Here is a 21,603-nt window from a genome sequence, read left to right as displayed (position 1 = left end):
CATGCGCCTCCTACGGCGGGTGCACCAGGGGTCAACGGCCTGAAATCGGGCGAATTTCGCAACTCGGGCGCTGTGTCGCCTCGGCCTACGGCGCCGGCCACCCGTCCACGAAGGCCAACGTCCGGTGGTACGGCCCGTCCGGCCCGGTGCTGCGGTAGTCCTCGGTGCTGCTGCCGGTCCGCACCGTGCGGTCGCCGTCGTGGCGCCGTGCGGTGGGTCGCAGGGTGTGGTCCACGGTGGAGCGCTCGGTGACGTGGCCGCCGGTCGCCGTGGTGGCCGCGCGGTGGTAGCCGAGGTCCATCGCGGTGTTCTGGTCGGTGTTCCCGGCCGCGTCCCGGCTCACCTTGTACGTGACGTCCAGCGGTTCGCCCTCGTGCACGGTGGTGGTGCGGTGCGGTCCGCCGCCCCAGGTGCTGGTGGCGCGGGTGAGGTCGGCGTCGTTGTGCAGGGTCACGTCGTTGCCGCTGTCGCGCAGTTGCTGGGCGGAGCTGAACGCGAGGTCGTCGCGGACCTCGGTGGTGATCCGGCCGTGCGAGGTCTGCACCCAGCCGCGGGCGAGGTCGTGGCGGGCGGCGGTGACGGTCCAGTCGCCGCTGCCGCCGCCGTGGTCGGCGAGTCGGGTGGTGACGGCGGCCTCGGGGGCGACCCGGTAGTCGGTGAGCTGCCCGGAGGTGCGGGCGGTGCCGTGGTCGACCTCGGCGAACAGGTTGAGCTGGCCGGTCCAGACGTCGTTGCTCTGCGCCTCGGTCGCGTTGACGGTGACGCCGAGCCGGTGCGGGCGCCCGTCGAGCAGCAGGCCGACGTACGGGGTGAGGTCGAGCCGGTAGGCGGGCAGGTCGAAGGCGAAGACGCCCGGCACCGGCCGCCACAGCAGCGGGTCCCAGCCGCCGGTGTAGATCACCGGGTACGGCCAGACCGCCCCGGCCACCCGGCCGTCCACGGTGAGCCGCAGTTCGCGGAACGGGCCCTTGCCGCAGGCGCCGATCGACGGGTTGGCGGCCACGAAGGCGTCCGGCGCGGCGGCGTAGGCGAACTCCTCGCAGGCGCCGCCGCCCCGGGCGTACAGCTCGGCGGTCAGTCGCTCCAGGTTCCGGGGGAAGGTGACGTCCCCGGTGCCGGCCGGGGCGGCCTGGGTGAGGGAGAACGCGCCGGTGGTGAGGACCTGGTCGGCGCCGTGGGCGGCGGGCCAGCGGTCGTTCGCGGTGTAGAAGGTCAGGCTCGCCGAGAGCTTGTAGACGCCGGTGTAGGTGGCGTCGGTGACGTTGGCGAGATCGAGCGAGAAGGGCTGCGCCCCGGCGGCGAACAGCGGGGCGTAGCGGGTGAGATCGCGCTCGACGTTCCACTGGATGCCGTCCTTGGACGGTTCCGGGGTGGAGGACAGCAGCACCTGGACGCCGCCGATGCGGGCGCTGAAGATGCGGTCGAACTGCCGTCCGGCGACCTGTCCGTGGAGGTCCAGGACCACCGCGGACCAGGGGCCGGCGCAGTCGGCGGGCGGGGTGACGCTGGTGGTGTACGGGGTGTCGGGCGGGTTGCCGTAGCCGTTGCGGAACTCGCGGTCGTGCATCACCTCGACCGTGCAGGAGCGGGTGTCGGGGCGGGTGAGCGGCTTGGTGGCGGTGATCGGGTCGTGGTAGCCGCTGCCGAAGTCGGCGTGGGCGGGTGCGGCGGCGGTGAGGGTGCCGGCCAGGGTGAGGACGGCGGTGCCGAGCAGTCCGGCGGCGCGGCGCAGCAGTGGGCGGCGCGGGCGCGGGGAGGGCAGGGAGCGCAGGGCCAAGGTGGGTCCCCGGGGTCGGGCGGCCCGTCGGCGCGCGACGGGCCGGGTGGGTGATCCGGGCATCCTTCCGGCGCTGGCATGTGAGCGTCAAGAGTCGGCGCGGGGGCCGCGGTCGGTCCTCGCCACTTCCGGTCGGCCCCCGTCGTTCCCCGCCGTTTCCCGCCGCGGCGCACCGTTTCCCGCCGTCCTGCAGTGGTTCCCGCCGCGCCTCACCACTCCTCCAACTCCGCGGCCTCCTGCCGGATCAGGTTGCGCAGCGTGGCGAGCGGGGGCCGTCGGTCGTCCGTGCGCCACTGCATCTCCAGCGGCAGGGTGGCCCGCCCCTCCAGCCGTACGGTGGCCACGTCCTCGGTGAGGTGGCCGGTCATCGAGCCGGGCACCAGGGAGAAGGCGCGGTTGCGGGCGAGCAGGTAGAGCCGGGAGCCGACGATCCGGGGCGGGCTGACCAGCACCGGCGGGTCGATGCCGTGCTCGGCGCACAGGCCGAGCACATGGTCGTAGTACCGGGGGTGCTGCTCGCGCGGCCACAACAGCAGTGGCAGGTCGCGGAGTTCGGCGAGCCGCAGGCCGGTCCGTCCGGCCAGCGGGTGGTCCCGGCCGAGGGCGACCCGGACCGGCTCGTCGGCGATCCGCTCCAGCCGGTAGCCGGGGACGTCCGCCAGGAAGCGGCCGAGGCCGATGTCGGCGAGTTCACCGGCCAGCGTGGTGGACACCTGGCCGGTGTCGACGGCGAGTTCGGCGGTGTGGAGCGTGGGCAGCTCCTGTTCGGCCCGGCTGACCACGGCCGGCAGCAGCCGGTTCACCACGCTCGGCGAGGCGACGATCCGGGCCGTCCGCAGACGGGACTCCTCGTGCAGCCGGACCCGGGCAAGCAGTGTCCCGGCCTGTTCGAGCAGCCGTGCGCTCTCGGCGGCCATCACCTCGCCGGCCTCGGTCAGCGCGACCGAGCGGCGGCTGCGGTCGAACAGCTCGACGCCGACGGTCCGCTCCAGCCGGGCGACCTCCTGGCTGACCGTCGGCTGCGAGATGTGCAACCGCTCGGCGGCCCGGCCGAAGTGCAGCGTCTCGGCGACGGTGAGGAAGACCTCCAGCTGCCGCAAGGTGAAGCCCATGCGGATCATCCTAGTGCGAACCGATAGGCCCTCGCCTATCGGAAACCCCAGGACTCATTCTGGTTTCCGATCCGAACCGTCCATACGCTGAACGGCACGTTGCCCCATCGCAGTGGCATCTCACAGGGAGCCCCACACCATGACCGGACTGCCCGCCAGCACCCCTGCCAGCACCCCCGCCATCCAGGTCGCCGAGGAGGTCGCGCAGGCCGTCGCCGACGGCCGTCCCGTGGTCGCCCTGGAGTCGACGATCTTCACCCACGGACTGCCGCGGCCGCGCAACCTCGCCGTCGCGCTGGAGGCCGAGCAGCAGCTGCGCGCGGCCGGCGTCGTCCCCGCCACCATCGGCGTGCACGCGGGCGTCCCCACGGTCGGGCTGAGCACCGAGCAGATCACCGAACTCGCCGCCACCGACGGCCTGGACAAGGTCAGCCTGCGCGACCTGCCGGTGGTCGCCGCGCTCGGCCGGCACGGCGGCACCACCGTCGCCGCCACCGCCTTCCTGGCCCATCGCGCGGGCGTGCGGGTGTTCTCCACCGGCGGCCTCGGCGGTGTCCACTTCGGCGCCTCCGAGAGCTTCGACGAGTCCGCCGACCTGACCACCCTGGCCGCCACCCCGGTCACCGTGATCAGCGCCGGGGTGAAGTCGATCCTCGACATCCGGGCCACCCTGGAGCGCTTCGAGACCCTCAACATCCCGGTCATCGGCTACCGCACCACCAGGTACCCCGGCTTCTACGTCACCGACTCCGGCCACGAGATCAACTTCGCCGTCCAGTCCCCGGAGGAGGCCGCGCGGATCATCGACGCCCGCGACCGGCTCGACCTGCCGCAGGCCGTCCTGATCGCCAACCCGGTCGACCCGGCCCGGCAGTTGCCGCCGGAGGAGCTGGACGGCATCCTGGCCCGCGCCTGGGCCGAGGCCGAGCGCCGGGGCATCACCGGCAACGCCTCCACCCCGTTCCTGCTCGACCACATCCAGCGCGACACCGGGGGACGCAGCCTGGAGGTCAACGTCGAGGTCTACCGCGGCAACGTCCGGCTCGGCGGGGAGATCGCCGGCGCGCTGGCCCGGATCCCCGCGGCCGGCCGGGCCGGTGGAGCCGATGAGGCGAGCGGCCCGGACGGGACCGGCGGGGCCGGTGGGTCCGTCGCCGCGCCCACCGGGGCCTGAGCCGTGCTCGGGGTGCTCGGCGACCTCGTCGAGGACATCGTGGTCTGGACCGACGGCCCGCTGCGCCACGGCACCGACTCCGGCGCCCGGGTCTTCCGGCGGCGCGGCGGCAGCGCCGCCAACGTCGCCTGCTTCGCCGCCGGGCAGTACCCGGCCCGGTTCCTGGGCTGCGTCGGCGCGGACCCGGTCGGGGACGGCTTGGTGGCCGAACTCGGCGGCCACGGCGTGGACGTGCGGGTGCAGCGGCACGGCCGGACCGGCAGCGTCGTGGTGCTGATCGACCCGGACGGCGAGCGGACCATGCTGCCCGACCGCGGCGCCGCCACACTGCTGGAACGCGTCCCGGAGGACTGGCTGACCGGCCTGACCCACCTGCACGTGCCCGGGTACTCCTTCGACGGCGAGCCGGTCGGCCGGACGGCGGTCGACGTGCTCGACCGGGTCCGGCGGGCGGGCGGCACCACCTCGGTGGACGCCTCCTCCACCGGCATGCTGGAGGAGTACGGGCGGGAGCGCTTCCTCGCCCTGCTGGCCGGGTTGGCGCCGACCTTCGTGTTCGCCAACCGTTCCGAGTCGGCCTTCCTCGGACTGCTGGTGGACGGCCTGCCCGGGCCGGAGCGCGCCCGGCTGGCGGCCACCACGGTGGTCACCAAGGCGGGGGCCGGGGCGACCACCGTCGACGTCCCGGGTGACGGGCTGTTCACCGTGCCGGTGCCGCCGGTCGCGGAGGTGCGCGATCTCACCGGAGCCGGGGACGCCTTCGCGGCGGGGTTCCTGGCCGGGTTCCTGGACACCGGGGACCTGCACCTGGCGGCCGGCCTCGGGCACCGCAGTGCGGCCCGGGTGCTGGGCTCGCCGGGGGCCAGTTGCGCGTAGGTCATGGCTGTGGCTGTGGCCGTGACCGTCGCCGCGGCCGTTCCGGGTCGACTACGGGTGTAGTCAACCCGGAACTACTTCTGTAGTGCGTCCTTGCGGAGGAAGTGCTTCAGCTTCTGCCACGTCCAGGCGTTGACGACGTCCTCGACGGTGAGCCAGCCGCGCTGTGCCGTGCCGATCCCGAAGCGCGGGTAGGCCAGCTGGCCGGTGGCGTGGGCGTCGCTGTCGATCGCGAACCGCACGCCGTGCCGCTTGGCCCGCAGGACGTCCTCGTCGCGCAGGTCGAGCCGCTGCGGCGAGCTGTTGATCTCGATCGCGGTGCCGGTGCGGGCGGCCGCCGCGAACACCGCGTCCAGGTCGACGTCGATCGGCCCGCGCCGGCCGATCCGGCGGGTGGTGAGGTGGCCGATGACGTGGACGTACGGGTTCTCGCAGGCGCGGATCAGCCGGCGGGTCTGGGTGGCGCGGTCGAGGGTGAAGTGCGAGTGCACCGAGGCCACGCAGACGTCGAACCCGGCCAGGAACCCGGCCGGCCAGTCCACGCCGCCGTCCGGGCCGATGTTCAGCTCGGTGCCGTGCAGCAGGCGCAACTTCCGGTGGCGGTCGGCGAGTCGGCGCAGCTCCGCGCGCTGGGCGAGCATCTTCTCGTCGGTCATCCGCTGCATCACCAGGTCCGGCGCGTGGTCGGTGACGGCGTAGTAGGAGTAGCCGCGGGCGGCCGCCGTGTCGATCATCTCGGTGAGGGTGGCCAGGCCGTCGGTGAGGTCGGTGTGGGTGTGCAGGTCGCCGCGCAGGTCCGATTCCTGGATCAGGTCCGGGAGTTCACCGTTCAGCGCGGCCTCGATCTCGCCCCGGTCCTCGCGCAGCGTCGGCGGGATCCAGGGCAGCCCGAGGGCCGCGTACACCTCCTCCTCGGTCGCGGAGACCACCTTGGCGCCCTCCCGGCCGCCCTTGGTGTTCCGGTCGGCGTCCTCCTCGCCGCCGACCTCGAACAACCCGTACTCGGAGAGCTTCAGACCGGCCCGCACCGCCCGCGTGCGCAGCGCGATGTTGTGCGCCTTGGACCCGGTGAAGTAGACCAGTGCGGCGCCCCAGTCCTCCTCGGGGACGACCCGCAGATCGACCTGGATCCCCTGGGTGGTGCGCACCGAGGTCTTGGTCGGCCCGCTGCCGATCACCTCGGTCACGTACGGGAGTTCGGTGAGCGCGGCCATCAGCGGTGCGGAGTCGGCGGCGGTCGCCAGCACGTCGATGTCGCCCACCGTCTCGCGCATCCGGCGCAGCGAACCCGCGTACGCGCAGCGGGTGCAGCCGGGGACGGCGGAGAGCGCCTCGACCAGCTGCTCGGCCAGCTCGGTCGCGGCGTCCAGGAGGGTCCGGCCGCCGGACTGCCGCATCAGCTCGATGCCGTGCAGGATCTTCTCGCCGCTGCGCTCGCCGAAACCGGCCAGGCCGGAGAGCCGGTCGGCGCGGACCGCGGCGGCGAGTTCGTCGACCGAGGTGATGCCGAGGTCACGGTGGAGGGTGCGGGCGCGCTTGGGGCCGACGCTGGGGACGGCCATCATCTCCCGTACGCCGGACGGGATCTCGGCCCGCAGGGCCTCCAGTGCGGGGATCGTCCCGGAGGCGAGGTACTCGGCGATCTTCTCGGCGGTGGACCTGCCGACGCCCGGGATCTGCTGCAGGCCCTTCACGTCCAGACCGGCCAGGTCCTCGGGGTGGCCGCCGACGGCCCGGGCGGCCTTCTCGTAGGCGCGGGCCCGGAAGGCGTCCCCGCCGGTGATGTTGATCAGGTCGGCGTACTCCTGGAGCAGTTCCCTGACCTGGTCGTTGAGCCGGGGCATGCGGCAAGTCTAGGTTCGGCGGGCGCTGTTCGCCGGGCGGCGGGTTCCGGGGCTCCGGTCGGTCGTCGGGCGTCAGCCGTGCGGGGACAGGCGTCAGGGGAGGGATGTCAGGGGACGGACGTCAGTCGTAGGCGACCGCGAGCAGCAGCACCACGGTCAGGCCGCCGCCGGGGGTGGGTTCGACCGCGAGGCCGCCACCGGCCGCCAGCACCAGGTTGCGCAGGGCCGGGCCCACCGCACCGGTGGGCCGCGGGTCCGCCGGCGGCCGCTCCCCGGCCCCGGGCGGCCGGTAGGCGCCGCGGTCGGAGATCCGGATCTCCACCCGCTCCCGGCCGCGTCCGCCCGCCGGCCGTCCACCGGCCGTCCGTGCACCGGCCACTCGTCCGCTCGCGGACCGGGGTGCCGCCGGGCCGATGCGCCGGACGTCCGCCCGGACCAGCACCCGGCCGTCCGACGGGCTGCGCCGGATCGCGTGGTCGAGCAACCCGGCGATCGCGGCCTCCATCCGGCGGGCGTCCCCGGCCACCACCGGCAGCCCCGGGGCCAGCCGGACCGTGACGGCCGCCGCCCGGCCGCCGCCGCGCAGCACCCGGCGCACCACCTCGGCGACCTGCACGTGCCGCGCCTGCGGCTCGCACCCGGCCGGCCGGCCGGTCCGGTGCAGCTGGTCGAGCTCCGTCCGGGACAGCGTCCTGGGCCCGGCCATCGCGATCGGTGGGAACGGGCCGAGGCCCTCCGGCGCGCCCTGCCCGCCCTGGCCGTCCTTGCGCTCGGCGCCGCCCGCGCCGCCGAGCGCACCCAGCGCCCGGGCGCCCGACGCGACGTAGCCCCAGAGCTTCCCGCGTGCCATCGCCCTGCCCCTCGTGCCTGACCGGTGGCCGTCATCGAGTCCGCGGCCGACCGGGGCGGGCCGCTTCCCGGGCCCTGCTGCCAGCCTGCGCCTCCTCCGCCCGAGTGACAACCGGCTCCGGGGCGCGAACCGGCCCACGCCCCCCGCCGAGCGGCGGGTACCCCGCACCGCCGACCGGCGGGGCGGGACGTCCGCCCGCCTCCCGGGAGCCCGGGAGACGGGCCGGGTCAGCGGTCGAGGGCGGTTCGTGGGGGCGGCTGTCCCGTCCAGTGCAGGAGCAGCAGGCTGGCCAGGGCGGCGAGGGCGCACCAGGTGGAGACGAACGCGAGCTGCCAGAGCAGGGCGCAGACCACGGCGCCCGCTCCGGTGAGCAGGCCGAGCCGGTGGAGCAGGCGGTCGCCGCTGATCAGAAGGGAGCCGACGGTGGCGAGGAGGTAGCCGGTGAGCAGGAGGGCCGGGTACGGGAGGCCGACGGCGTAGTCGAGGGTGTGGCCGTGCCGGGAGGCCGTCACCGGGTGGGCCGCGACGGCGATCGCGAGCGGGACCGCCACCGCCGCGCCCAGCAGGGTCAGTACGGTGAGTGCGCGACGCCGGCCGGGGCCGGCCGGGTGCCCGGGCTCGCCGGCCGCGCACCGGACCCCGGCGGGGACCAGGACAGGCAGCAGCGGCAGGGCGATCACCGCCCAGGCGGTGCGGGCCGCCCGGGCGGGGGCCGACGGCAGCCCGCCGTCGGTGCCGAGCCAGACCAGCGCCTCGATCAGCTGGTGCACGCCCAGCACCAGCGGGAGCGCGGCCAGCAGCAGGCGCCGTGGCCGACCGGACCGTGCGACCCGTGCCAGGCAGGCCAGCCCGACGGCCGCGACCGTCCCGCCGGCCACGGCGTCCGCCTGGGCGCTCCAGCACATCGGTCCCGCTACTCGCCCTTCTGCTCGCCGTTCCCGGTCGGGTCGCGGGCGGCGTCGCCGTCGTCGGCGGGTCGTTCCTCCGGTGGGGCCCCGACGCCCTCCAGGGTGTCCCGGACGCTGCCGGGCAGTGCCGGATGCCGGCCGATCACGATCACCCCGACCACGATCGCCACCAGCCCGGCCGCCTGCCAGGCCAGCGCGCCCGGGGTGACCCGCAGCCGGTCGCCCAGGAAGCCGACCGCACAGGCGATCCCGGACAGCGGTTGGGCGGCGGTCAGCGCCGGCAGGGACATCCGCAGCGGGGCGGCCTCGAAGGCGCTCTGCACCAGCAGCAGCCCGACCACGCCCGCCACCACCACCGCGTACGGCTGCCAGCTGCGCAGCACCGCGGCGAGCCCGCTGTGGTCCAGGCGCTGGGTGGTGGTGCGGGTGAGCGCGTCCTGGAGGCCGTACAGCAGCCCGGCGGCCAGCGCGAGCAGGGTGGCCTCCTCGAACAGCGGCAGCCGGCGGGCGAGCGCCACCAGCAGCAGGGTCAGTCCGACCACCGTGCCGACCACCAGCCAGTGGCGCAGTTCCCCGGCCGGCGGGCCGCCGCCGGTGGGCTGCCCGGCCACGATGAACGCCGTCACCCCGAGCCCGAGCAGCAGCACCCCGGCCCAGCCGGAGCGGCCCAGGGTCTGACGGGTCAGCACCCGGGAGAGCGCCATGGCGAAGATCAGGTTGGTCGCCAGCAACGGCTCGACCAGGGACACCTCGCCCTGGTTCAGCGCGAGCGCGGACAGCAGCAACCCGGCCACCATGAACCCGGTGCCGAGCAGCCACTCGGGCATCCGCATCAGGTCCAGCAGCAGGCGCCAGCGCAGCAGGTCGGCACGGGGGGCCCGTTGCGCCGCGTGCTGCTGGAGGACGAAGCCGAGTCCCAGACAGCAGGCCGCGCCCAGAGCGAGGAGGAAGACCGCCACGGAGGGACCACCAGGTTGTCGCTGCCCCGCGCCGCGCCGGCGGTTCCGGGGGAGGGTCGACGGTCGCGGCACGCTTCCGTCAGCGTACCGCCGGGGCGGTGGCCGGGCCGATCGGACGCGGGCCTCCCGCACCGGGCGCCGCACCTGCCGCCGCGTGGGCCGCCCGTCGGCCGTCGGCCGCCGTCCGCGACGGCCGCGCTTGCCGCCGCGGGTGGGGCGGGCGCACGCTGGTGGGAGCGGCCGCCACGGGCCCTCCGTCCGGCGCGGCCCGGACCGGCGTGACGGGGGCCGGCGCCTGGAGGTGTGGCATGCACAATCAGTGGGATGTGGAGCTGAGCTTCGACGAGGACGGCGTGCATACGGTGTGCGACGCCAGGTTGACGGGCGCGAGGGCGCCGGGCCTGAGCGCCCACGGTGAGTCCGAGAAGAGCGCCGAGGACCGTCCGCTCGCCAGGATCGGCGAGGAGGTCGCGGCCTCCCGGGCCCTGGAGGAGCTGTCCCGCAAGCTGCGGGCCCAGGCCACCGGGGAGATCGAGGACGAGGGGCGCCGCCCGGGTTATCTGATCTACTGACGAGCCGCCGACGGTGCCGGAACCGCTCGCGCGGCCGGGGCGGCCGTCCTCGAACAGCCGCCCCGGGAACGGCTCGGGCCGGTCAGCTCCAGGGGTCGGCCGGCTGGTCGTCGATGGCGGTCCAGAACCGGGTGCCCTGCGGGAGCGAGCCGGTGGCCCAGAGCGACCAGCCCTCGCCGTCGTGGAACTCGGCCATCCGCCAGTCGCCGCCGAAGGTGTCCGCGCACAGCCCGTCGCCGACGTCCCGGCCGGTGAGGTCGGAGCCCGCGGTCGGGTCGGTCGCCGCCACCTCGCCGCCGGCCCAGCTGTGGAAGCCGCTGGTCGGGATCCCGTCCGGGGCCGGGCGGTCGTCCACCCGGATGCAGAGCACCGGCAGTTCGGTCCCGGGGGCGGTGTCGCCGAGGTAGGGGTTGCTGAGGCTGTCCGTCCCGACGTGCACCGAGGTGCCGCGCTGGCCCAGGACCGACCAGGTCAGCCCCAGGTGCCCGGCCGGGGAGGCGTCGATGGTCAGGGTCGGCCCGTCGGTGGCGGCGGAGGCACCGCTCGGGGCGACGGTCAGGGCGGCGAGCGCGAGCACCGCCGCGGGGGCGAGGCGTCGGAGGAACACGGCCATGGCTGCTCCAGGGGGGAGGCGTGGGAGTGGTGCGGCTGCGGGGCGACAGTGTGTCAGCGCCAAGTGTCCGCCGGGGCAGGAGACTTGACGGGTGCGTCGGTTTCCGGCCGCCGGGCGCCGTGATGGTCCGTGGGCTACCGGATCGCGGCCTCGGGATTCCCTGCCGGTAGCCCATCGGGGGCGGGCCGTGGTGCGGTGGGTGGGGGTCAGGGGGTGGGCCGGGTGAGGAAGGTGAGGACGTGACGGTTGACCTCGGGGGCGGCGGCCACCGGGAAGTCGTGGTGGGTGGCGCCCGGGACGGTGGTCACGGTGGCGTGGGGGACGGTCCGGCGGGTGGCTTCGGCGGCGCGGTGGGGGTCGAGGGCGCGGGAGCGGTCGGCGTAGAGGGCGAGGAGGGGGGTGGTGAGGGTGCCGAGGCGGGCCGGGGTGGGCCGGGGGCCGGTGATGACGCGGGAGGCGGGGAAGTCGGCGTAGCCGAGGGCGTAGACCTCGCGCCAGTCGGGGCCGGTGCGGGGGCTGCCGGCGGTCTCCCAGTCGAGGAAGGCGTGGGCGCGGGCCGGGGTGCGGCCGGGGAGGAAGAGGGGGAGGGCGTGCAGTAGGTAGCCGGGGCGGAAGCCAGCGAAGCACTGGGTGGGGTCGAGCAGGGCGAGGCGGCCGACCCGGGCGGGGGCGTGCAGGGTGTAGGTGAGGGCGATCCAGCCGCCGTACGAGTGGCCGCAGAAGTCGGCTTCGGTGACGCCGAGTCGGTCGAGCACGGCGTCCAGCCAGCCGTGCAGGCCGGGGACGTCGCCGAGCGGGGTGCCGTCGTGGACGCTGCGGCCGGGGTCGCCGATGAGGTCGACGGCGAGGACGCGGTGCCTGGCCTCGGCCCAGGCTCCGGCGTTGGCGAACCACATGGTGGAGGTGGCGCCGCCGCCGTGGAGCAGCACGAGGGGGCGTCCGTCGGCGGGGCCGCAGGCGTTGACCCGGGTGGTGCCGTGGGCGGTGCGGACGGTGAGCGGTTCGACCGGGACGGGCCACCGGGCGAGCAGCCGGTCGTAGGCGGCGAGGAAGGGGGCGAGGTGCGGCGCCGGGGAGCGGTCGGTGCGGGCGGACATGCTGGGCCTCCGCGAGGTGTGGTGTGATCGCGTGCGGATATGGCACAAACTCACTCGTTGAGCGAGTCTCTCGCTGAACGAGAGAATAATGGCACGCGCGTGCCCGAGAAAGGAGGGCAGGGTGCCCGAGGTTGAGGAGCCGATGCGGCTGGTCCACCTGCTGCGCGGTCTGACGGTCGAACTCGACCTGTTCGGGGCGGAGTTCGCCGCCCGCAGCGGCCTGCACCCGACCGATCTTCGGGCGCTGATCCACCTGCTGGACGCCGCCCGGGCCGGGGAGGTGGTCACCCCGGGGCGGCTCGGCGAGGCGCTGCGGCTGAACTCGGCCGGGACCACCGGCCTGGTGGACCGGCTCGAACGGCTCGGGCTGATCCGCCGGGAGCGCGATCCGGGGGACCGGCGGAAGGTGCGGCTGGTGGTGGAGCAACGGGCGATGGAGCTGGGGGAGGGCTTCTTCGGCGGGCTGATCGGGGACCTGGTCACGGCGATGGGCCGGTTCGACCCGGCGGAGCTGGCGACGGCCCGGCGCTTCCTGGAGGCGATGACCTCGGTGGTGGCCGCCGCCCGCGCGGAGTAGGGCGCGGGGCCGTGTGCGGGAGCAAGGGCCCGGCGGCGGACGGGGGGTTACGCGGGTCCGAGGCTCCAGGCGATCAGGGAGAGTGTCGCCATCGAGACCAGCGTCGACCAGAGCACGGTGTCCCGGGCGAGCTCGGTGCCCTGTCCGTACTCGCGGGCGTAGGTGTAGATGTTCTGGGCCGTCGGCAGAGCGGAGAACAGCACCACGGTGAGCAGTTGGTGCATGGGCAGGTGGAGCACCGGGCCGGCCACGAGCAGCGCGACCAGCGGTTGGACCAGGGTCTTGATCGCGACCGTCAGCCCGAGCTCCGCGCGGCGCGAACGGCCGTCCGCGGGCGGCCGGTTGTGCAGCGACATGCCGAGGGCGACCAGGGCGGTCGGCACTCCGGCGCCGCCCAGCAGCTCGGCGGAGTGGTGGAGTTCGGCGGGCAGGCGGAACCCGGTCGCCGAGGCGACCGCGCCGAGGGCGGTGGCGATCAGGATCGGGTTGCGCAGCGGCAGGGTGAGCAGGGCCCGGCGACCGGCCGCACCGCTGTCCAGGACGGCCAGCACGGCCGGGGTGACCAGCAGGATCTGGAAGAGGATCACCGGTCCGACGAAGGAGGCGTCGCCGACCACCTGCATGGTCACCGGGATGCCGAGGTTGGCGGAGTTGACGTAGCCGGAGGCCATCGCGCCGATCGCCAGTTCACCGCGCTCGCGCCGGAACAGCAGCCGCCCGACGAGCAGTCCGAGGCCGGTCGCGACCGTGGTGCCGGACACGAAGGCGAGCATCGACGCGTTGGCGAAGTGCCCCAGCGGGGTACGGGCGATCATCAGGAAGAGCGCGGCCGGCATCGCGACGTGGAAGACGAACCGGGTCAGCACCAACTCCGCCTGCGCTCCGAGCAGTCCGGCGCGGGCGACGACGTAGCCGACCGCGGTGAGCACCCAGATCGGGGCGAAGGCGGACAGCAGCGGGTGGAGGGCGTGCATGGTTCCTCGGATCGCTCGACGGGCCTGCCGGGTGCGGCGGGTGTCACCCGCCCGAGGGGCCAGGACCACCGAAACCGCCGAGAACCCCCCTGAGGCAGTAAACCAGTGGCCGTCGGGGAGTTGATCGTCGGGCCGGGCGGAAGCGGGCCCGGGCGGAAGGCGGACGGACTGCCGGTGGTCGGACGAACCGCCGGTGGTCGGACGGACTGCCCGGTGGGCGCCCCGTGGAGGGGCCCGGCCTACGATGAGCCGATGGAGGACCAGTACCTGAGCCTGTCCGAGGTGGAGGCGGTCGCGCGCCGTGCCCACCGGGGGCAGACGGACAAGAACGGCCACCCGTACGACGAGCACGTCGCGGCGGTCGCCCGGGGGACGGCGGCGCGCGGCGGCAGCGAGGCGCAGATCGCGGCGGGCTGGCTGCACGACACGGTCGAGGACGACCGGCTGAGCCGGGAGTGGCTGGCGCGGGCCGCGCTGCCGGAGGAGACCAAGGCGATCGTGGACGCGCTCACCCGGCGCCCCGACGAGCCGCTGGAGCCGTACGCCGCGCGCATCCTGGCCACGCCCGGGGCGCTGCTGGTCAAGCGCGCCGATCTGGCGCACAACTCGGACCCGGCCCGGATCGCTCTGCTGGATCCGGCGACCGCCGAGCGGTTGGCCGCCAAGTACGCGCGGATGCGGGAGCTGCTGGGGCTGGGCGCGGAGCTCTGAGGGCTCCGAGGGCTCCGAGGGGCGCTCCGGGGGGCGGGGGCAGGGTTCGGCGCGGGGAGCACGAGAGGGCCCGGGCCACGCGGTTCGCGCGGGCCCGGGCCCTCTCGGGTCACCCAGGTGGTCCCTGTCCGGCCCCCGGGGTGAGGGGGATGAGGTCAGGAGACAGGCGGTACGCCGGTACGCCGATGGTCGGTCGGCTTAGTACCAGTGGTTGGCCTGCCAGAAGGTCCACGCGGCGTTCGGGCTGCCGTAGCGGGAGTTCATGTAGTCCAGGGCCCACTTGATCTGGGTGGCGGGGTTGGTCTTCCAGTCCGCGCCGGCGGAGGCCATCTTGGAGGCCGGCAGGGCCTGGCCCAGGCCGTAGGAGCCGGAGCTCGGGTTGGTCGCGGTCACGTTCCAGCCGGACTCGTGGGAGATGATCTGGCTGAACGAGGCCAGCTGGTTCGCCGGGACGATCTGCGCGGCGATGGCCTGCGGGGAGGCGGTCGCGGCGTTCGCCGTGGCGGGGAGCACACCCGCGCCCAGGGCGGTGAGGGCGGCGGTGCCGGCCAGAACGGCGGCAGAGGTGCGCATACGGAGCTTGAAAGTGGGCATGTAGGACAAGACCTCAATCAGGTTGGGCCGAGTCGCACCCCACCCAGGACCACGGGCCGGACAGGGGCCGTTGTGGTCGTGGGGTGCGACTCGGCGAAAAGCCGTCCACCGGCGGGACAGGTGCCGGTGCGGCTGACGACGAGAGCCATTGTTGCCAGACCGGATCGGCCCCCGCCAAGACCCCCTCGTTACGACGTGCGGTCGTAGGCGTCGCGGGGGCCGTGGATTCGAAGGGGCGCTCCGCTGGGCCGCTCGGATGGGCCCTGAGCTGGGCGGATGCCGGTCGGCGGGCGATCGGTCCGGGGGTGCGCGGACCGGCCTGCGGTCACCACTACCGTCCGTCGTAGGCGTGATTCGCCTGTGAGCGCACTCACCGTTTAGCGGCGGCGGTCGTCACCGGACGGTCCGGTCACAGCACTTTGGGTACAGACGATCTGTGCCCGGCGCCACAGGAATCGGTCGCATTGCGGAGCGATGTCAACACCGAGGGTCACCGAACGGTCTTCGGTGGACGCAGAACGGTCGTGGAATGGTCGCGGGGTGGTCGTCGGGTGGTCATCGCGCGGTCGTGCAAGGCGACCGAACGGTCATCGAAGGTCGCCGAGGCGCCGGTGCCGGAGCGCCCGGGCGGCGAGCCGGTCCAGCTCGGTGGTGGCCGACAGCTCGCCGAGGGCCGTGACGACGGCCGCACCGAGGCGGGCGCAGAAGGCCTCCGACTCCTCGGCGGCGTCCGGCAGCTCGGGGACCACCTCGTCGACCAGGCCGACCGCCGCCAGCCGGTGGGCGCCGATGCCCTGGGACCGGGCCAGCTCGGCGGCGTGCGCTCCGTCCCGGTGCACGATCGCCGAGGCGCCCTCCGGCGGCAGCGGCGCCAGCCAGGCGTGCCCGGCCGCGAGCACCCGGTCGGCCGGGAGCAGGGCGAGCGCGCCGCCGCCGGAGCCCTGGCCGAGCAGGACGGCCAGGACGGGCGTGCGCAGCGCGAGCAGGGTGGTCAGGCAGTGCGCGATCTCGACCGCGATCCCGTCCAGTTCGGCCCGGGCGGACAGCTCGGCCCCGGCGGTGTCCACCACGGTGACCAGCGGCAGGCCCAGCTGCTCGGCCAGCCGTGCGGTGCGCTGGACGGCGCGCAGGTCGGCGGCGGTGAAGGGGCGCTCGTGTCCGGCGCTCTGCCGCTGCTGGCCGACGACCAGGACGGGGTGGCCGCCGAGCACGGCGAGCGCGCGGACCAGGGCGCCGTCGCGGCCGCCGGGTGCGTCGAGCAGTACCAGTTCCTCGGCGGTGCGGCGCAGCAGCTCGCGGGTGCCGGGGCGGTCGGGGCGACGGGTGCGGCGGACGGAGTCCCAGGCGTCGGGGTGCCCGGCGTCGGGGTGCCCGGTGTCGGATGCGGAGGTGGATGCGGGGTCGGAGGCGGCCGGAAGAGAGGGTTCCCTATAAGAGGTGTAGACCGGTCGCGGAGGAGGGGTCGTGCCGAGGACGGTGAGCGTGCGGCGGAGCAGCTCGCGCAGCTCCTGCGGCGGTACCACGGCGTCGACCAGCCCGTGCCCGGCCAGCGTCTCGGCCCGCTGGACGTCCGGCGGCAGCTCCACGCCGCGCAGTTCCTCGTACACCCGTGGGCCGAGGAAGCCGAGCCGGGCGCCCGGCTCGGCGAGGACCAGTTGGCCGAGGGTGCCCCAGGAGGCGAAGACCCCGCCCATGGTCGGGTTGCGCAGGTAGCTGAGATAGGGGAGGCCGGCCGCACGGTGGGCCTGGACGGCGGCGGTGATGCGGAGCATGCAGAGGAAGGCCGCGGAGCCCTCCTGCATCCTGGTGCCGCCGGAGACCGGCAGGGCGAGCAGCGGGAGCCGTTCCGCGGTGGCGCGCTCGACGGCCCGGGTGATCCGCTCGGCGGTGGCGACGCCGATCGAGCCGCCGAGGAAGCCGAACTCGGAGGCGATCAGGGCGACCGGCCGCCCGTCGATCAGGCCGCGGCCGGTGAGCACGGCCTCGTCCAGGCCGGTGCGCTCGCGGGCCCGGTCGAGCGAGGCGCGGTAGTCGGGGTCGGGGTCCGGGCCTGCGGTCTGCACGGTCGGCGGTTCGTCCCAGCCGCGGAAGCCGCCGGGGTCGACCAGCAGTCCGATCAGCTGGTGCGCCGTCAGCGCTGTGCCCGCTCCCGTGCCCATGTCCACCCCGTCAGAGATCGTCGTCCGCCGGTGGAGGTCGTTCCGGCCGCCCGACACGCTCCGTCACTCTATGCGGCGCGGGCGGGCCGTTGTGGGAGTGCTGTGAAGGTGTGAGGAGCCCGACAGCGGGGCTGTCGGTTGTTCGACGGCGGTCGACCCAAGGGTGGTACGGGCGGTTCGTGGACGGCCTCGGCGGTCGGCCTCCGGGGGTGGTTGTACGGGTCAAGTCGCAGGTGGGAAAGGTGAGTTACCCGCCGGTAAAAAGTTGTCGGCGACCCTTTCGGACTTGTCGGTGGCTCGCCACACTGGTGGACATGACTCGCACTCTACGCGCGTGGAAGACTCGCGCTGCCGCCATCACCGCCGTCGCCCTGATGACCCTCGCCCCGGTCGCCGTCGCCACCGACGCGCACGCCGACGTGAGCGGCACGGTGTGCCTCTCCGCGCTGCCGTCGCAGGCCACCGACACCCTGAACCTGATCGCCTCGGACGGGCCGTTCCCGTACTCGCAGGACGGCGTGGTCTTCCAGAACAGAGAGGGCGTCCTGCCCAGCCAGTCGTACGGGTACTACCACGAGTACACCGTCATCACCCCGGGTGCGCCGACCCGTGGTACCCGCCGGATCATCACCGGCGAGGCCGCCCAGGAGGACTACTACACCGGCGACCACTACGCCACGTTCTCGCTGATCGACCAGACCTGCTGACGTCCTCGGACGTGACCGTGGCCCCGGCGGACGCCCGCCGGGGCCACGGTCGTGCCGACAGCCGGCCGGGCGGGCGCCCGGCCGGGCGGACCTCAGAGCTCGGACGGTCCCCAGTCGCTCACCGTCAGCTCGTCCCCGACCCGGAGGGTGCCCGGCCGCAGGACGGAGAACTTGCTGCCGAACGCGACCCCGCCGGCCGTCGCCCGGCGGTAGCGCGCCAGGGTGCGCAGCGGCTCCGGGCCGGCCTTGCCGCCGGTGGTCTGGTCCACCAGCGTCACCGCGCAGCGGATCGCCAGCTTGGTGTAGCCGAGTTCGGCGCCCGTCCCGGTGTCCGCCCCCGGAGTCGTCCCCGTCCCCGCATCCGGCCCGGTCCGGCCGACGGTGAACCGGCGGAGCAGGTCCTCGGTGTGCGGCTCCGGCCAGCCGTCCACCACCACGTTCGGGCGGAACCGGTCCACCGGCACCGGGGCCGTGCCCTCGTCGATGCGCGCGTTGAAGTCGTCCAGGGTCGCGCGGGACAGCAGGTGCACCGCGCTGCTGTCGGCGAAGCCGGAGGTCCCCGGGTTCAGCCCGTCGGTCACCCGGTCGTGCTCCGGCGGGACCCGGACCAGTCGGCTGGGCGAGCCCAGCACCTGGGAGAGCCACTCGGCGGCCTCCGCGCCCTGGTCGACGGCCAGGTACGGCGCCCCGAACAGCTGCACCTCGCGGCGCGGGCCCACGGTGTCCACGGCGAACGCCACCGGCTCCACCCCGGGAGCGGCCAGGCGCAGCCGCCCGCCGTCCTCCTCCACCGCCGGGCGGACGGTGGCCAGCAACGGGTCCCGCCGCTGGGAGCGGAACACGCCCCGCTCGTCCACCACCATGAACGCCCGGTCGTGGGCCAGCCCGGCCCTGGTCAACTCCGCCTGCTCCGCCCGCACTCCGGCACACCCCTTCACCGGGTAGTACCGCAACTCCGTCACCGTGGCCATGTCGCCCCGCCCCCGTACTGTGCGGCCGCTGCGGGCCGCTGCTCATTCGTGCCCCCGTAGGGTAGTTGCCGGCTCCGACCGGGTCCGACCGGGTCCGACCGGCTCGGCGCCGGCGGTGCACCCGGCGGCTGCTCCGGTCGTCGAGTCGGTGAACTCCGGGCAGCCGTACGGTTGCTAGGGTCTGCGCATGGCACCGAGCAGTGCGAACCCTCCGGGACGGCTCCGGCGCGACGCCCAGCGCAACCGCGACCTGCTGCTCGCCGCCGCCCGCGACAGCTTCGCCCGGCACGGCCTCGACGTCCCGCTGGACCGGATCGCCAAGGAGGCCGGCGTCGGCAACGCCACCCTCTACCGGCACTTCCCCACCCGCGGCGCGCTGATCGCCGAGGTCCTCGCGGACGCCGGGGTCGGACTGGCCGCCGCCGGGCAGGAGGCGCTCGCCGCCGAGGACGCCTGGACCGGCCTGGAACGCTACTTCGAGCGGATCCTCGAACTCGTCGCCGCCGACCGGGGCATCAACGACCTGGTCACCCGGCCTGTCCCGGGTGTCCCCGGTGTCCCGGGTGTCCCCGGTGTCTCTGGTGTCCCCGGCACGATCGGGATCGGCCGGGGCCACGCCGCCACCGTCGGCTCGCTGATCACCCGCGCGCAGGAGCAGGGCACCATGCGGCGCGACGTGGTCGCCAGGGACCTGCTGTCCCTGTTCGGCCCGCTCTGCCAGGCCCTGCCCGCCATCACCGCACTGCACCCGGACCTCTGGCGCCGCTACCTCGCCCTGCTGCTGGAGGGCTTCCGCGCCCGGGCCGCCCGTCCGCTGCCGGTCCCGCCGATCGGCGAGCGGCGCCCGGACGGGACGGCGCCGGACGTCTGATGGGTCGCAGGCCCGCTCCGCTGCCCGCTCCGCTGCCGGGGCATCGAGGGCGGTGCGGGCGTTGCGGGCCTCGCGGGCATCAGGGACGCGTACGGAACGCCGGGCGGCGCGTCAGAGCCGCGTCAACGGGCCGGGCCGGACGGGGGTGGACCGCTTTGCTGGGGTGACGCGCCGCAGGGCGGTCGCGGCGGACGCGTCGTGCACGACGGACGCGCCCGGGGCGCAGAGGCGGAAGGGCGGGGCGGACCATGACGGACGCGGACACGGGTGCGGACGAGGGCCGGATCGTGGTCGGCGTCAGCGGCTCGCTCGGCAGCCTCGCCGCCCTGCACCACGCGGTGGCCGAGGCCCGGCGGACCGACGTCGAGGTGCTCGCCGTGCTGTGCTGGACCCCGCCGGGGGAGGAGCTCGGGTACCGCCGCTCGGTCTGCCCGCCGGTGGTCGACGCCGGCCGCGACGCCGCCGTCGCCCGGCTGCGGCAGGCCCTGGACGAGGCCTTCGCCGGGCGCCACGCCGGCGTGCGGCTGCGCTGCCAGGCCGTCCGCGGCGAGACCGCCCACACCCTGGTGCGCTGTGCCGACCGGTCGGACGACGTGCTGGTGCTCGGCGCGGGCCGGGAGCGCGGCTGCCTCTCCCGGCTGATCCGGCCGTCGATCAGCGCCTACTGCGTCCGGCACGCGACCTGCCCGGTGCTCACCGTGCCGCGCCCGCCGCTGCAGCGGGACCTGGAGGCGCTGGAGCGCGGGTACGGACTGCGCGACCTGGTCGCCGGGAACTGAACCAACGACTGTTTCCCTCAAGGGAGTTGAGCCGCGATGCGGGCGGCTGCCGCGGGCCACGGCGGGAGCAGCTCGCCGCCCTGCTCGGCCATCACCTCCTCCTCCCACCACGCGCGCCCGTCCAGCCAGTCGGCCAACCAGCGGGCGAGCGAGGGGGAATCGGCCCGCAGCGGCTCGTGCTCCTCGTCGGGGGCGATCAGCAGGACGGGTGCGTCCGGGGTCAGGCAGTCCACGGCGCCGGTCATCCCGCAGCCCCAGTCCAGGAACTCCAGCACGCCGTACGGGTGTCCCGGCCCGCCCGCGACGACCTGGTTCAGTGGCCACAGCGGGTAGCCGTCCGGGCCGTACCCGCCGTCGCCCACCTCGCGGTAGAGGCGGGCGAACAGCGGTGGCAGCGGAAGGCCCAACGCGGCCTCGGCGGCCGCGAGTTGCTCGGCGGTGACGGGCGGCGGCAGGGCCGGGCCGACGTGCTGCCGGAGCCGGTCGATCAATGCGTCCTCGGCCGTGGTGGTCATGAGGACGATGATGCCGGTCGGCTGCGACAGGTCCGCCGCCGGAAGTCCCGTTATCGGATCCCGGCCGCCCGGGCGAGGACGGCGGCGGTGCGCCGGCCGGCCGCCAGGGTGGCGGGGTCGGTGGCGGGCAGGCAGCGCTGGGCCGCGGGGCTGTAGGCGGTCATCACCACGCCGGCGTGGTCGGTGGGGAGTTCGAGCAGTTCGGCGGTCGGCACGACGGCGCGCAGCTGGTGGGTGAGCTCCGCCGGCACCACCTCGTCCGTGGTGCCCAGCACCAGCAGGATCGGCACCGGGGAGGGGTCGGTCGCGAGGTGGTCGAGCGGGACGTCGCCGGTGGTCGCGGCCGGGCGGCCGTAGGCGGAGGCGATCCCGACCGCGGCGGTGGGGCGCAGCTCGGCCGGGGTGTCCGGGTGGGTGGCGACCGCGACGGCCTCCCGGCCGCCGAGCGACCAGCCGGCCAGCACGAAGCGCTCCGGATCCCCGCCGTACGCGGCGGCGTTGCGGCGGGCGAAGGCGAGCGAGGCGAGCAGGTCGGCGCGGCCGCCGTCCTCCCGGTCGGAGCGCCAGTCCGGGACCAGGACCAACAGGCCCAGCCCGGCGGCCTCCTGGGCGAGGGTGTGCAGCACGTCCCGCTCGTCGGGGCCCGAGCCGTGCCAGAGCAGCACCACGGGGGCGGGCCCGGTGGCGGTGGCCGCGGTCGGGCGGTGGACGTCCAGCAGCCGTCCGTCCGCGTACGGAACGGCCTCCGGTCGGGCGTTCGTCATGCGGGGTTCCCCTCCGATTTGGTGCGTGATCACGGAGCTTGTACTGTACTTCCTGTCGCGAGGGAGATGATTCCTCGTCAGGCGTCAGCGGTGCTACCAGAGCACGTCCTACTTTCAGTAGGAAGAGTCCGTGCGATCCGGGCCTGGCGCTCCATGATCGGACGGGGTCCGGTGCCTTTCCAGGCGCCGGGCCCCGTCC

Annotated in this window: 22 protein-coding genes; 8 read left to right on the top strand and 14 right to left on the bottom strand. The window is 74.9% G+C overall.

Annotated elements, in window-relative coordinates; translation table 11 throughout:
- Positions 1 to 85: 85 nt before the first annotated feature.
- Both ABTZ03_RS11080 and ABTZ03_RS11075 read right to left on the bottom strand, forming a co-directional pair.
- On the bottom strand, positions 86 to 1,777 hold the full coding sequence (locus ABTZ03_RS11080; RefSeq protein ID WP_350512606.1) for a peptide-N4-asparagine amidase: 1,692 nt from the start codon (positions 1,775 to 1,777) through the stop codon (positions 86 to 88).
- Positions 1,778 to 1,986: 209 nt separating this feature from the next.
- A complete protein-coding gene (locus tag ABTZ03_RS11075) occupies positions 1,987 to 2,889 on the bottom strand; it encodes a LysR family transcriptional regulator (protein ID WP_350512605.1) in 903 nt (300 codons plus the stop codon).
- 139 nt (positions 2,890 to 3,028) lie between these two features.
- Between ABTZ03_RS11075 and ABTZ03_RS11070 the strand changes: the two genes are divergently transcribed.
- Together ABTZ03_RS11070 and ABTZ03_RS11065 are read left to right on the top strand one after the other, a co-directional pair.
- Positions 3,029 to 4,063 carry a pseudouridine-5'-phosphate glycosidase gene (locus ABTZ03_RS11070; RefSeq protein ID WP_350512604.1) on the top strand — a complete coding sequence of 345 codons (1,035 nt, stop codon included), beginning with the start codon at positions 3,029 to 3,031 and terminating at the stop codon, positions 4,061 to 4,063.
- A 3-nt stretch (positions 4,064 to 4,066) separates the two neighbouring features.
- Positions 4,067 to 4,939: a carbohydrate kinase family protein gene (locus ABTZ03_RS11065; protein WP_350512603.1), complete on the top strand. Its 873-nt coding sequence runs from the start codon at positions 4,067 to 4,069 to the stop codon at positions 4,937 to 4,939.
- Positions 4,940 to 5,013: 74 nt separating this feature from the next.
- Here the strand turns inward: ABTZ03_RS11065 and polX are convergent, their stop codons facing one another.
- The 4 genes from polX to ABTZ03_RS11045 all read right to left on the bottom strand — a co-directional run bounded on the left by polX (position 5,014) and on the right by ABTZ03_RS11045 (position 9,500).
- Positions 5,014 to 6,783: a DNA polymerase/3'-5' exonuclease PolX gene (gene polX, locus ABTZ03_RS11060; protein WP_350512602.1), complete on the bottom strand. Its 1,770-nt coding sequence runs from the start codon at positions 6,781 to 6,783 to the stop codon at positions 5,014 to 5,016.
- Positions 6,784 to 6,904: 121 nt separating this feature from the next.
- Complete coding sequence (locus ABTZ03_RS11055; protein WP_350512601.1) at positions 6,905 to 7,633, bottom strand: histidine kinase; 729 nt, start codon at positions 7,631 to 7,633, stop codon at positions 6,905 to 6,907.
- A 227-nt stretch (positions 7,634 to 7,860) separates the two neighbouring features.
- Entirely contained in the window at positions 7,861 to 8,538 is a 678-nt protein-coding gene (locus tag ABTZ03_RS11050) for a DUF6629 family protein (RefSeq protein WP_350512600.1), read from the bottom strand.
- Between the two features lie 8 nt (positions 8,539 to 8,546).
- Positions 8,547 to 9,500, bottom strand: coding sequence for a DMT family transporter (locus ABTZ03_RS11045; RefSeq protein WP_350512599.1), 954 nt, complete (start codon positions 9,498 to 9,500; stop codon positions 8,547 to 8,549).
- A gap of 308 nt (positions 9,501 to 9,808) precedes the next feature.
- On the opposite strand from ABTZ03_RS11045, the gene ABTZ03_RS11040 reads away from it, so the two are divergent.
- A complete protein-coding gene (locus ABTZ03_RS11040) occupies positions 9,809 to 10,072 on the top strand; it encodes a dsRBD fold-containing protein (protein WP_350512598.1) in 264 nt (87 codons plus the stop codon).
- Positions 10,073 to 10,154: 82 nt separating this feature from the next.
- On the opposite strand, the gene ABTZ03_RS11035 is transcribed toward ABTZ03_RS11040, so the two are convergent.
- Together ABTZ03_RS11035 and ABTZ03_RS11030 are read right to left on the bottom strand one after the other, a co-directional pair.
- Positions 10,155 to 10,685, bottom strand: coding sequence for a hypothetical protein (locus tag ABTZ03_RS11035; RefSeq protein WP_350512597.1), 531 nt, complete (start codon positions 10,683 to 10,685; stop codon positions 10,155 to 10,157).
- Between the two features lie 206 nt (positions 10,686 to 10,891).
- A complete protein-coding gene (locus ABTZ03_RS11030; protein ID WP_350512596.1) occupies positions 10,892 to 11,782 on the bottom strand; it encodes an alpha/beta fold hydrolase in 891 nt (296 codons plus the stop codon).
- A 142-nt stretch (positions 11,783 to 11,924) separates the two neighbouring features.
- Between ABTZ03_RS11030 and ABTZ03_RS11025 the strand changes: the two genes are divergently transcribed.
- Positions 11,925 to 12,359, top strand: coding sequence for a MarR family winged helix-turn-helix transcriptional regulator (locus ABTZ03_RS11025; protein WP_350512658.1), 435 nt, complete (start codon positions 11,925 to 11,927; stop codon positions 12,357 to 12,359).
- 47 nt (positions 12,360 to 12,406) lie between these two features.
- Here ABTZ03_RS11025 and ABTZ03_RS11020 read toward each other — a convergent pair whose 3' ends face one another.
- Positions 12,407 to 13,333, bottom strand: a complete 927-nt coding sequence (locus tag ABTZ03_RS11020; protein ID WP_350512595.1) for an AEC family transporter — start codon at positions 13,331 to 13,333, stop codon at positions 12,407 to 12,409.
- A gap of 252 nt (positions 13,334 to 13,585) precedes the next feature.
- On the opposite strand from ABTZ03_RS11020, the gene ABTZ03_RS11015 reads away from it, so the two are divergent.
- Complete coding sequence (locus ABTZ03_RS11015) at positions 13,586 to 14,044, top strand: HD domain-containing protein (protein ID WP_350512594.1); 459 nt, start codon at positions 13,586 to 13,588, stop codon at positions 14,042 to 14,044.
- A gap of 198 nt (positions 14,045 to 14,242) precedes the next feature.
- On the opposite strand, the gene ABTZ03_RS11010 is transcribed toward ABTZ03_RS11015, so the two are convergent.
- Positions 14,243 to 14,617 (bottom strand): aggregation-promoting factor C-terminal-like domain-containing protein, encoded by a 375-nt coding sequence (locus ABTZ03_RS11010; protein ID WP_350512593.1) that lies wholly within the window; start codon positions 14,615 to 14,617, stop codon positions 14,243 to 14,245.
- 608 nt (positions 14,618 to 15,225) lie between these two features.
- On the bottom strand, positions 15,226 to 16,797 hold the full coding sequence (locus ABTZ03_RS11005) for a carboxyl transferase domain-containing protein (RefSeq protein ID WP_350512592.1): 1,572 nt from the start codon (positions 16,795 to 16,797) through the stop codon (positions 15,226 to 15,228).
- 374 nt (positions 16,798 to 17,171) lie between these two features.
- Between ABTZ03_RS11005 and ABTZ03_RS11000 the strand changes: the two genes are divergently transcribed.
- Positions 17,172 to 17,504: a ribonuclease gene (locus ABTZ03_RS11000; protein ID WP_350512657.1), complete on the top strand. Its 333-nt coding sequence runs from the start codon at positions 17,172 to 17,174 to the stop codon at positions 17,502 to 17,504.
- A gap of 92 nt (positions 17,505 to 17,596) precedes the next feature.
- Here the strand turns inward: ABTZ03_RS11000 and ABTZ03_RS10995 are convergent, their stop codons facing one another.
- Entirely contained in the window at positions 17,597 to 18,475 is an 879-nt protein-coding gene (locus ABTZ03_RS10995; RefSeq protein ID WP_350512591.1) for an MOSC domain-containing protein, read from the bottom strand.
- 187 nt (positions 18,476 to 18,662) lie between these two features.
- Between ABTZ03_RS10995 and ABTZ03_RS10990 the strand changes: the two genes are divergently transcribed.
- Positions 18,663 to 19,346 carry a TetR/AcrR family transcriptional regulator gene (locus ABTZ03_RS10990; protein ID WP_350512590.1) on the top strand — a complete coding sequence of 228 codons (684 nt, stop codon included), beginning with the start codon at positions 18,663 to 18,665 and terminating at the stop codon, positions 19,344 to 19,346.
- A 248-nt stretch (positions 19,347 to 19,594) separates the two neighbouring features.
- The gene (locus tag ABTZ03_RS10985) at positions 19,595 to 20,125 is read left to right on the top strand and encodes a universal stress protein (protein ID WP_350512589.1); all 531 of its coding nucleotides are present in this window, start codon (positions 19,595 to 19,597) and stop codon (positions 20,123 to 20,125) included.
- A gap of 17 nt (positions 20,126 to 20,142) precedes the next feature.
- On the opposite strand, the gene ABTZ03_RS10980 is transcribed toward ABTZ03_RS10985, so the two are convergent.
- Together ABTZ03_RS10980 and ABTZ03_RS10975 are read right to left on the bottom strand one after the other, a co-directional pair.
- Entirely contained in the window at positions 20,143 to 20,640 is a 498-nt protein-coding gene (locus tag ABTZ03_RS10980) for an SMI1/KNR4 family protein (RefSeq protein ID WP_350512588.1), read from the bottom strand.
- Between the two features lie 50 nt (positions 20,641 to 20,690).
- Positions 20,691 to 21,404, bottom strand: coding sequence for an alpha/beta hydrolase (locus ABTZ03_RS10975; protein ID WP_350512587.1), 714 nt, complete (start codon positions 21,402 to 21,404; stop codon positions 20,691 to 20,693).
- Positions 21,405 to 21,603: the final 199 nt, after the last annotated feature.

The sequence above is a fragment of the Kitasatospora sp. NPDC096077 genome (genome assembly GCF_040303245.1).
Taxonomy (GTDB): Bacteria; Actinomycetota; Actinomycetes; order Streptomycetales; family Streptomycetaceae; genus Kitasatospora.
The sequence above is the reverse complement of the archived record's forward strand: the minus strand, read 5'-3'. Positions and strand labels throughout refer to the sequence as shown.

What these genes read in the sequence shown, in the direction of transcription:
- ABTZ03_RS11055 (WP_350512601.1), bottom strand. Translation starts at nt 7,633, where the DNA reads ATGGCACGCGGGAAGCTCTGGGGCTACGTCGCGTCGGGCGCCCGGGCG.
- ABTZ03_RS11030 (WP_350512596.1), bottom strand. Translation starts at nt 11,782, where the DNA reads ATGTCCGCCCGCACCGACCGCTCCCCGGCGCCGCACCTCGCCCCCTTC.
- ABTZ03_RS10975 (WP_350512587.1), bottom strand. Translation starts at nt 21,404, where the DNA reads ATGACGAACGCCCGACCGGAGGCCGTTCCGTACGCGGACGGACGGCTG.
- ABTZ03_RS11075 (WP_350512605.1), bottom strand. Translation starts at nt 2,889, where the DNA reads ATGGGCTTCACCTTGCGGCAGCTGGAGGTCTTCCTCACCGTCGCCGAG.
- ABTZ03_RS11070 (WP_350512604.1), top strand. Translation starts at nt 3,029, where the DNA reads ATGACCGGACTGCCCGCCAGCACCCCTGCCAGCACCCCCGCCATCCAG.
- ABTZ03_RS11040 (WP_350512598.1), top strand. Translation starts at nt 9,809, where the DNA reads ATGCACAATCAGTGGGATGTGGAGCTGAGCTTCGACGAGGACGGCGTG.
- ABTZ03_RS11035 (WP_350512597.1), bottom strand. Translation starts at nt 10,685, where the DNA reads ATGGCCGTGTTCCTCCGACGCCTCGCCCCCGCGGCGGTGCTCGCGCTC.
- ABTZ03_RS11025 (WP_350512658.1), top strand. Translation starts at nt 11,925, where the DNA reads ATGCGGCTGGTCCACCTGCTGCGCGGTCTGACGGTCGAACTCGACCTG.
- ABTZ03_RS10980 (WP_350512588.1), bottom strand. Translation starts at nt 20,640, where the DNA reads ATGACCACCACGGCCGAGGACGCATTGATCGACCGGCTCCGGCAGCAC.
- ABTZ03_RS11000 (WP_350512657.1), top strand. Translation starts at nt 17,172, where the DNA reads ATGACCCTCGCCCCGGTCGCCGTCGCCACCGACGCGCACGCCGACGTG.
- ABTZ03_RS11010 (WP_350512593.1), bottom strand. Translation starts at nt 14,617, where the DNA reads ATGCGCACCTCTGCCGCCGTTCTGGCCGGCACCGCCGCCCTCACCGCC.
- ABTZ03_RS11020 (WP_350512595.1), bottom strand. Translation starts at nt 13,333, where the DNA reads ATGCACGCCCTCCACCCGCTGCTGTCCGCCTTCGCCCCGATCTGGGTG.
- ABTZ03_RS10985 (WP_350512589.1), top strand. Translation starts at nt 19,595, where the DNA reads ATGACGGACGCGGACACGGGTGCGGACGAGGGCCGGATCGTGGTCGGC.
- polX (WP_350512602.1), bottom strand. Translation starts at nt 6,783, where the DNA reads ATGCCCCGGCTCAACGACCAGGTCAGGGAACTGCTCCAGGAGTACGCC.
- ABTZ03_RS10990 (WP_350512590.1), top strand. Translation starts at nt 18,663, where the DNA reads ATGGCACCGAGCAGTGCGAACCCTCCGGGACGGCTCCGGCGCGACGCC.
- ABTZ03_RS10995 (WP_350512591.1), bottom strand. Translation starts at nt 18,475, where the DNA reads ATGGCCACGGTGACGGAGTTGCGGTACTACCCGGTGAAGGGGTGTGCC.
- ABTZ03_RS11015 (WP_350512594.1), top strand. Translation starts at nt 13,586, where the DNA reads ATGGAGGACCAGTACCTGAGCCTGTCCGAGGTGGAGGCGGTCGCGCGC.
- ABTZ03_RS11050 (WP_350512600.1), bottom strand. Translation starts at nt 8,538, where the DNA reads ATGTGCTGGAGCGCCCAGGCGGACGCCGTGGCCGGCGGGACGGTCGCG.
- ABTZ03_RS11005 (WP_350512592.1), bottom strand. Translation starts at nt 16,797, where the DNA reads ATGGGCACGGGAGCGGGCACAGCGCTGACGGCGCACCAGCTGATCGGA.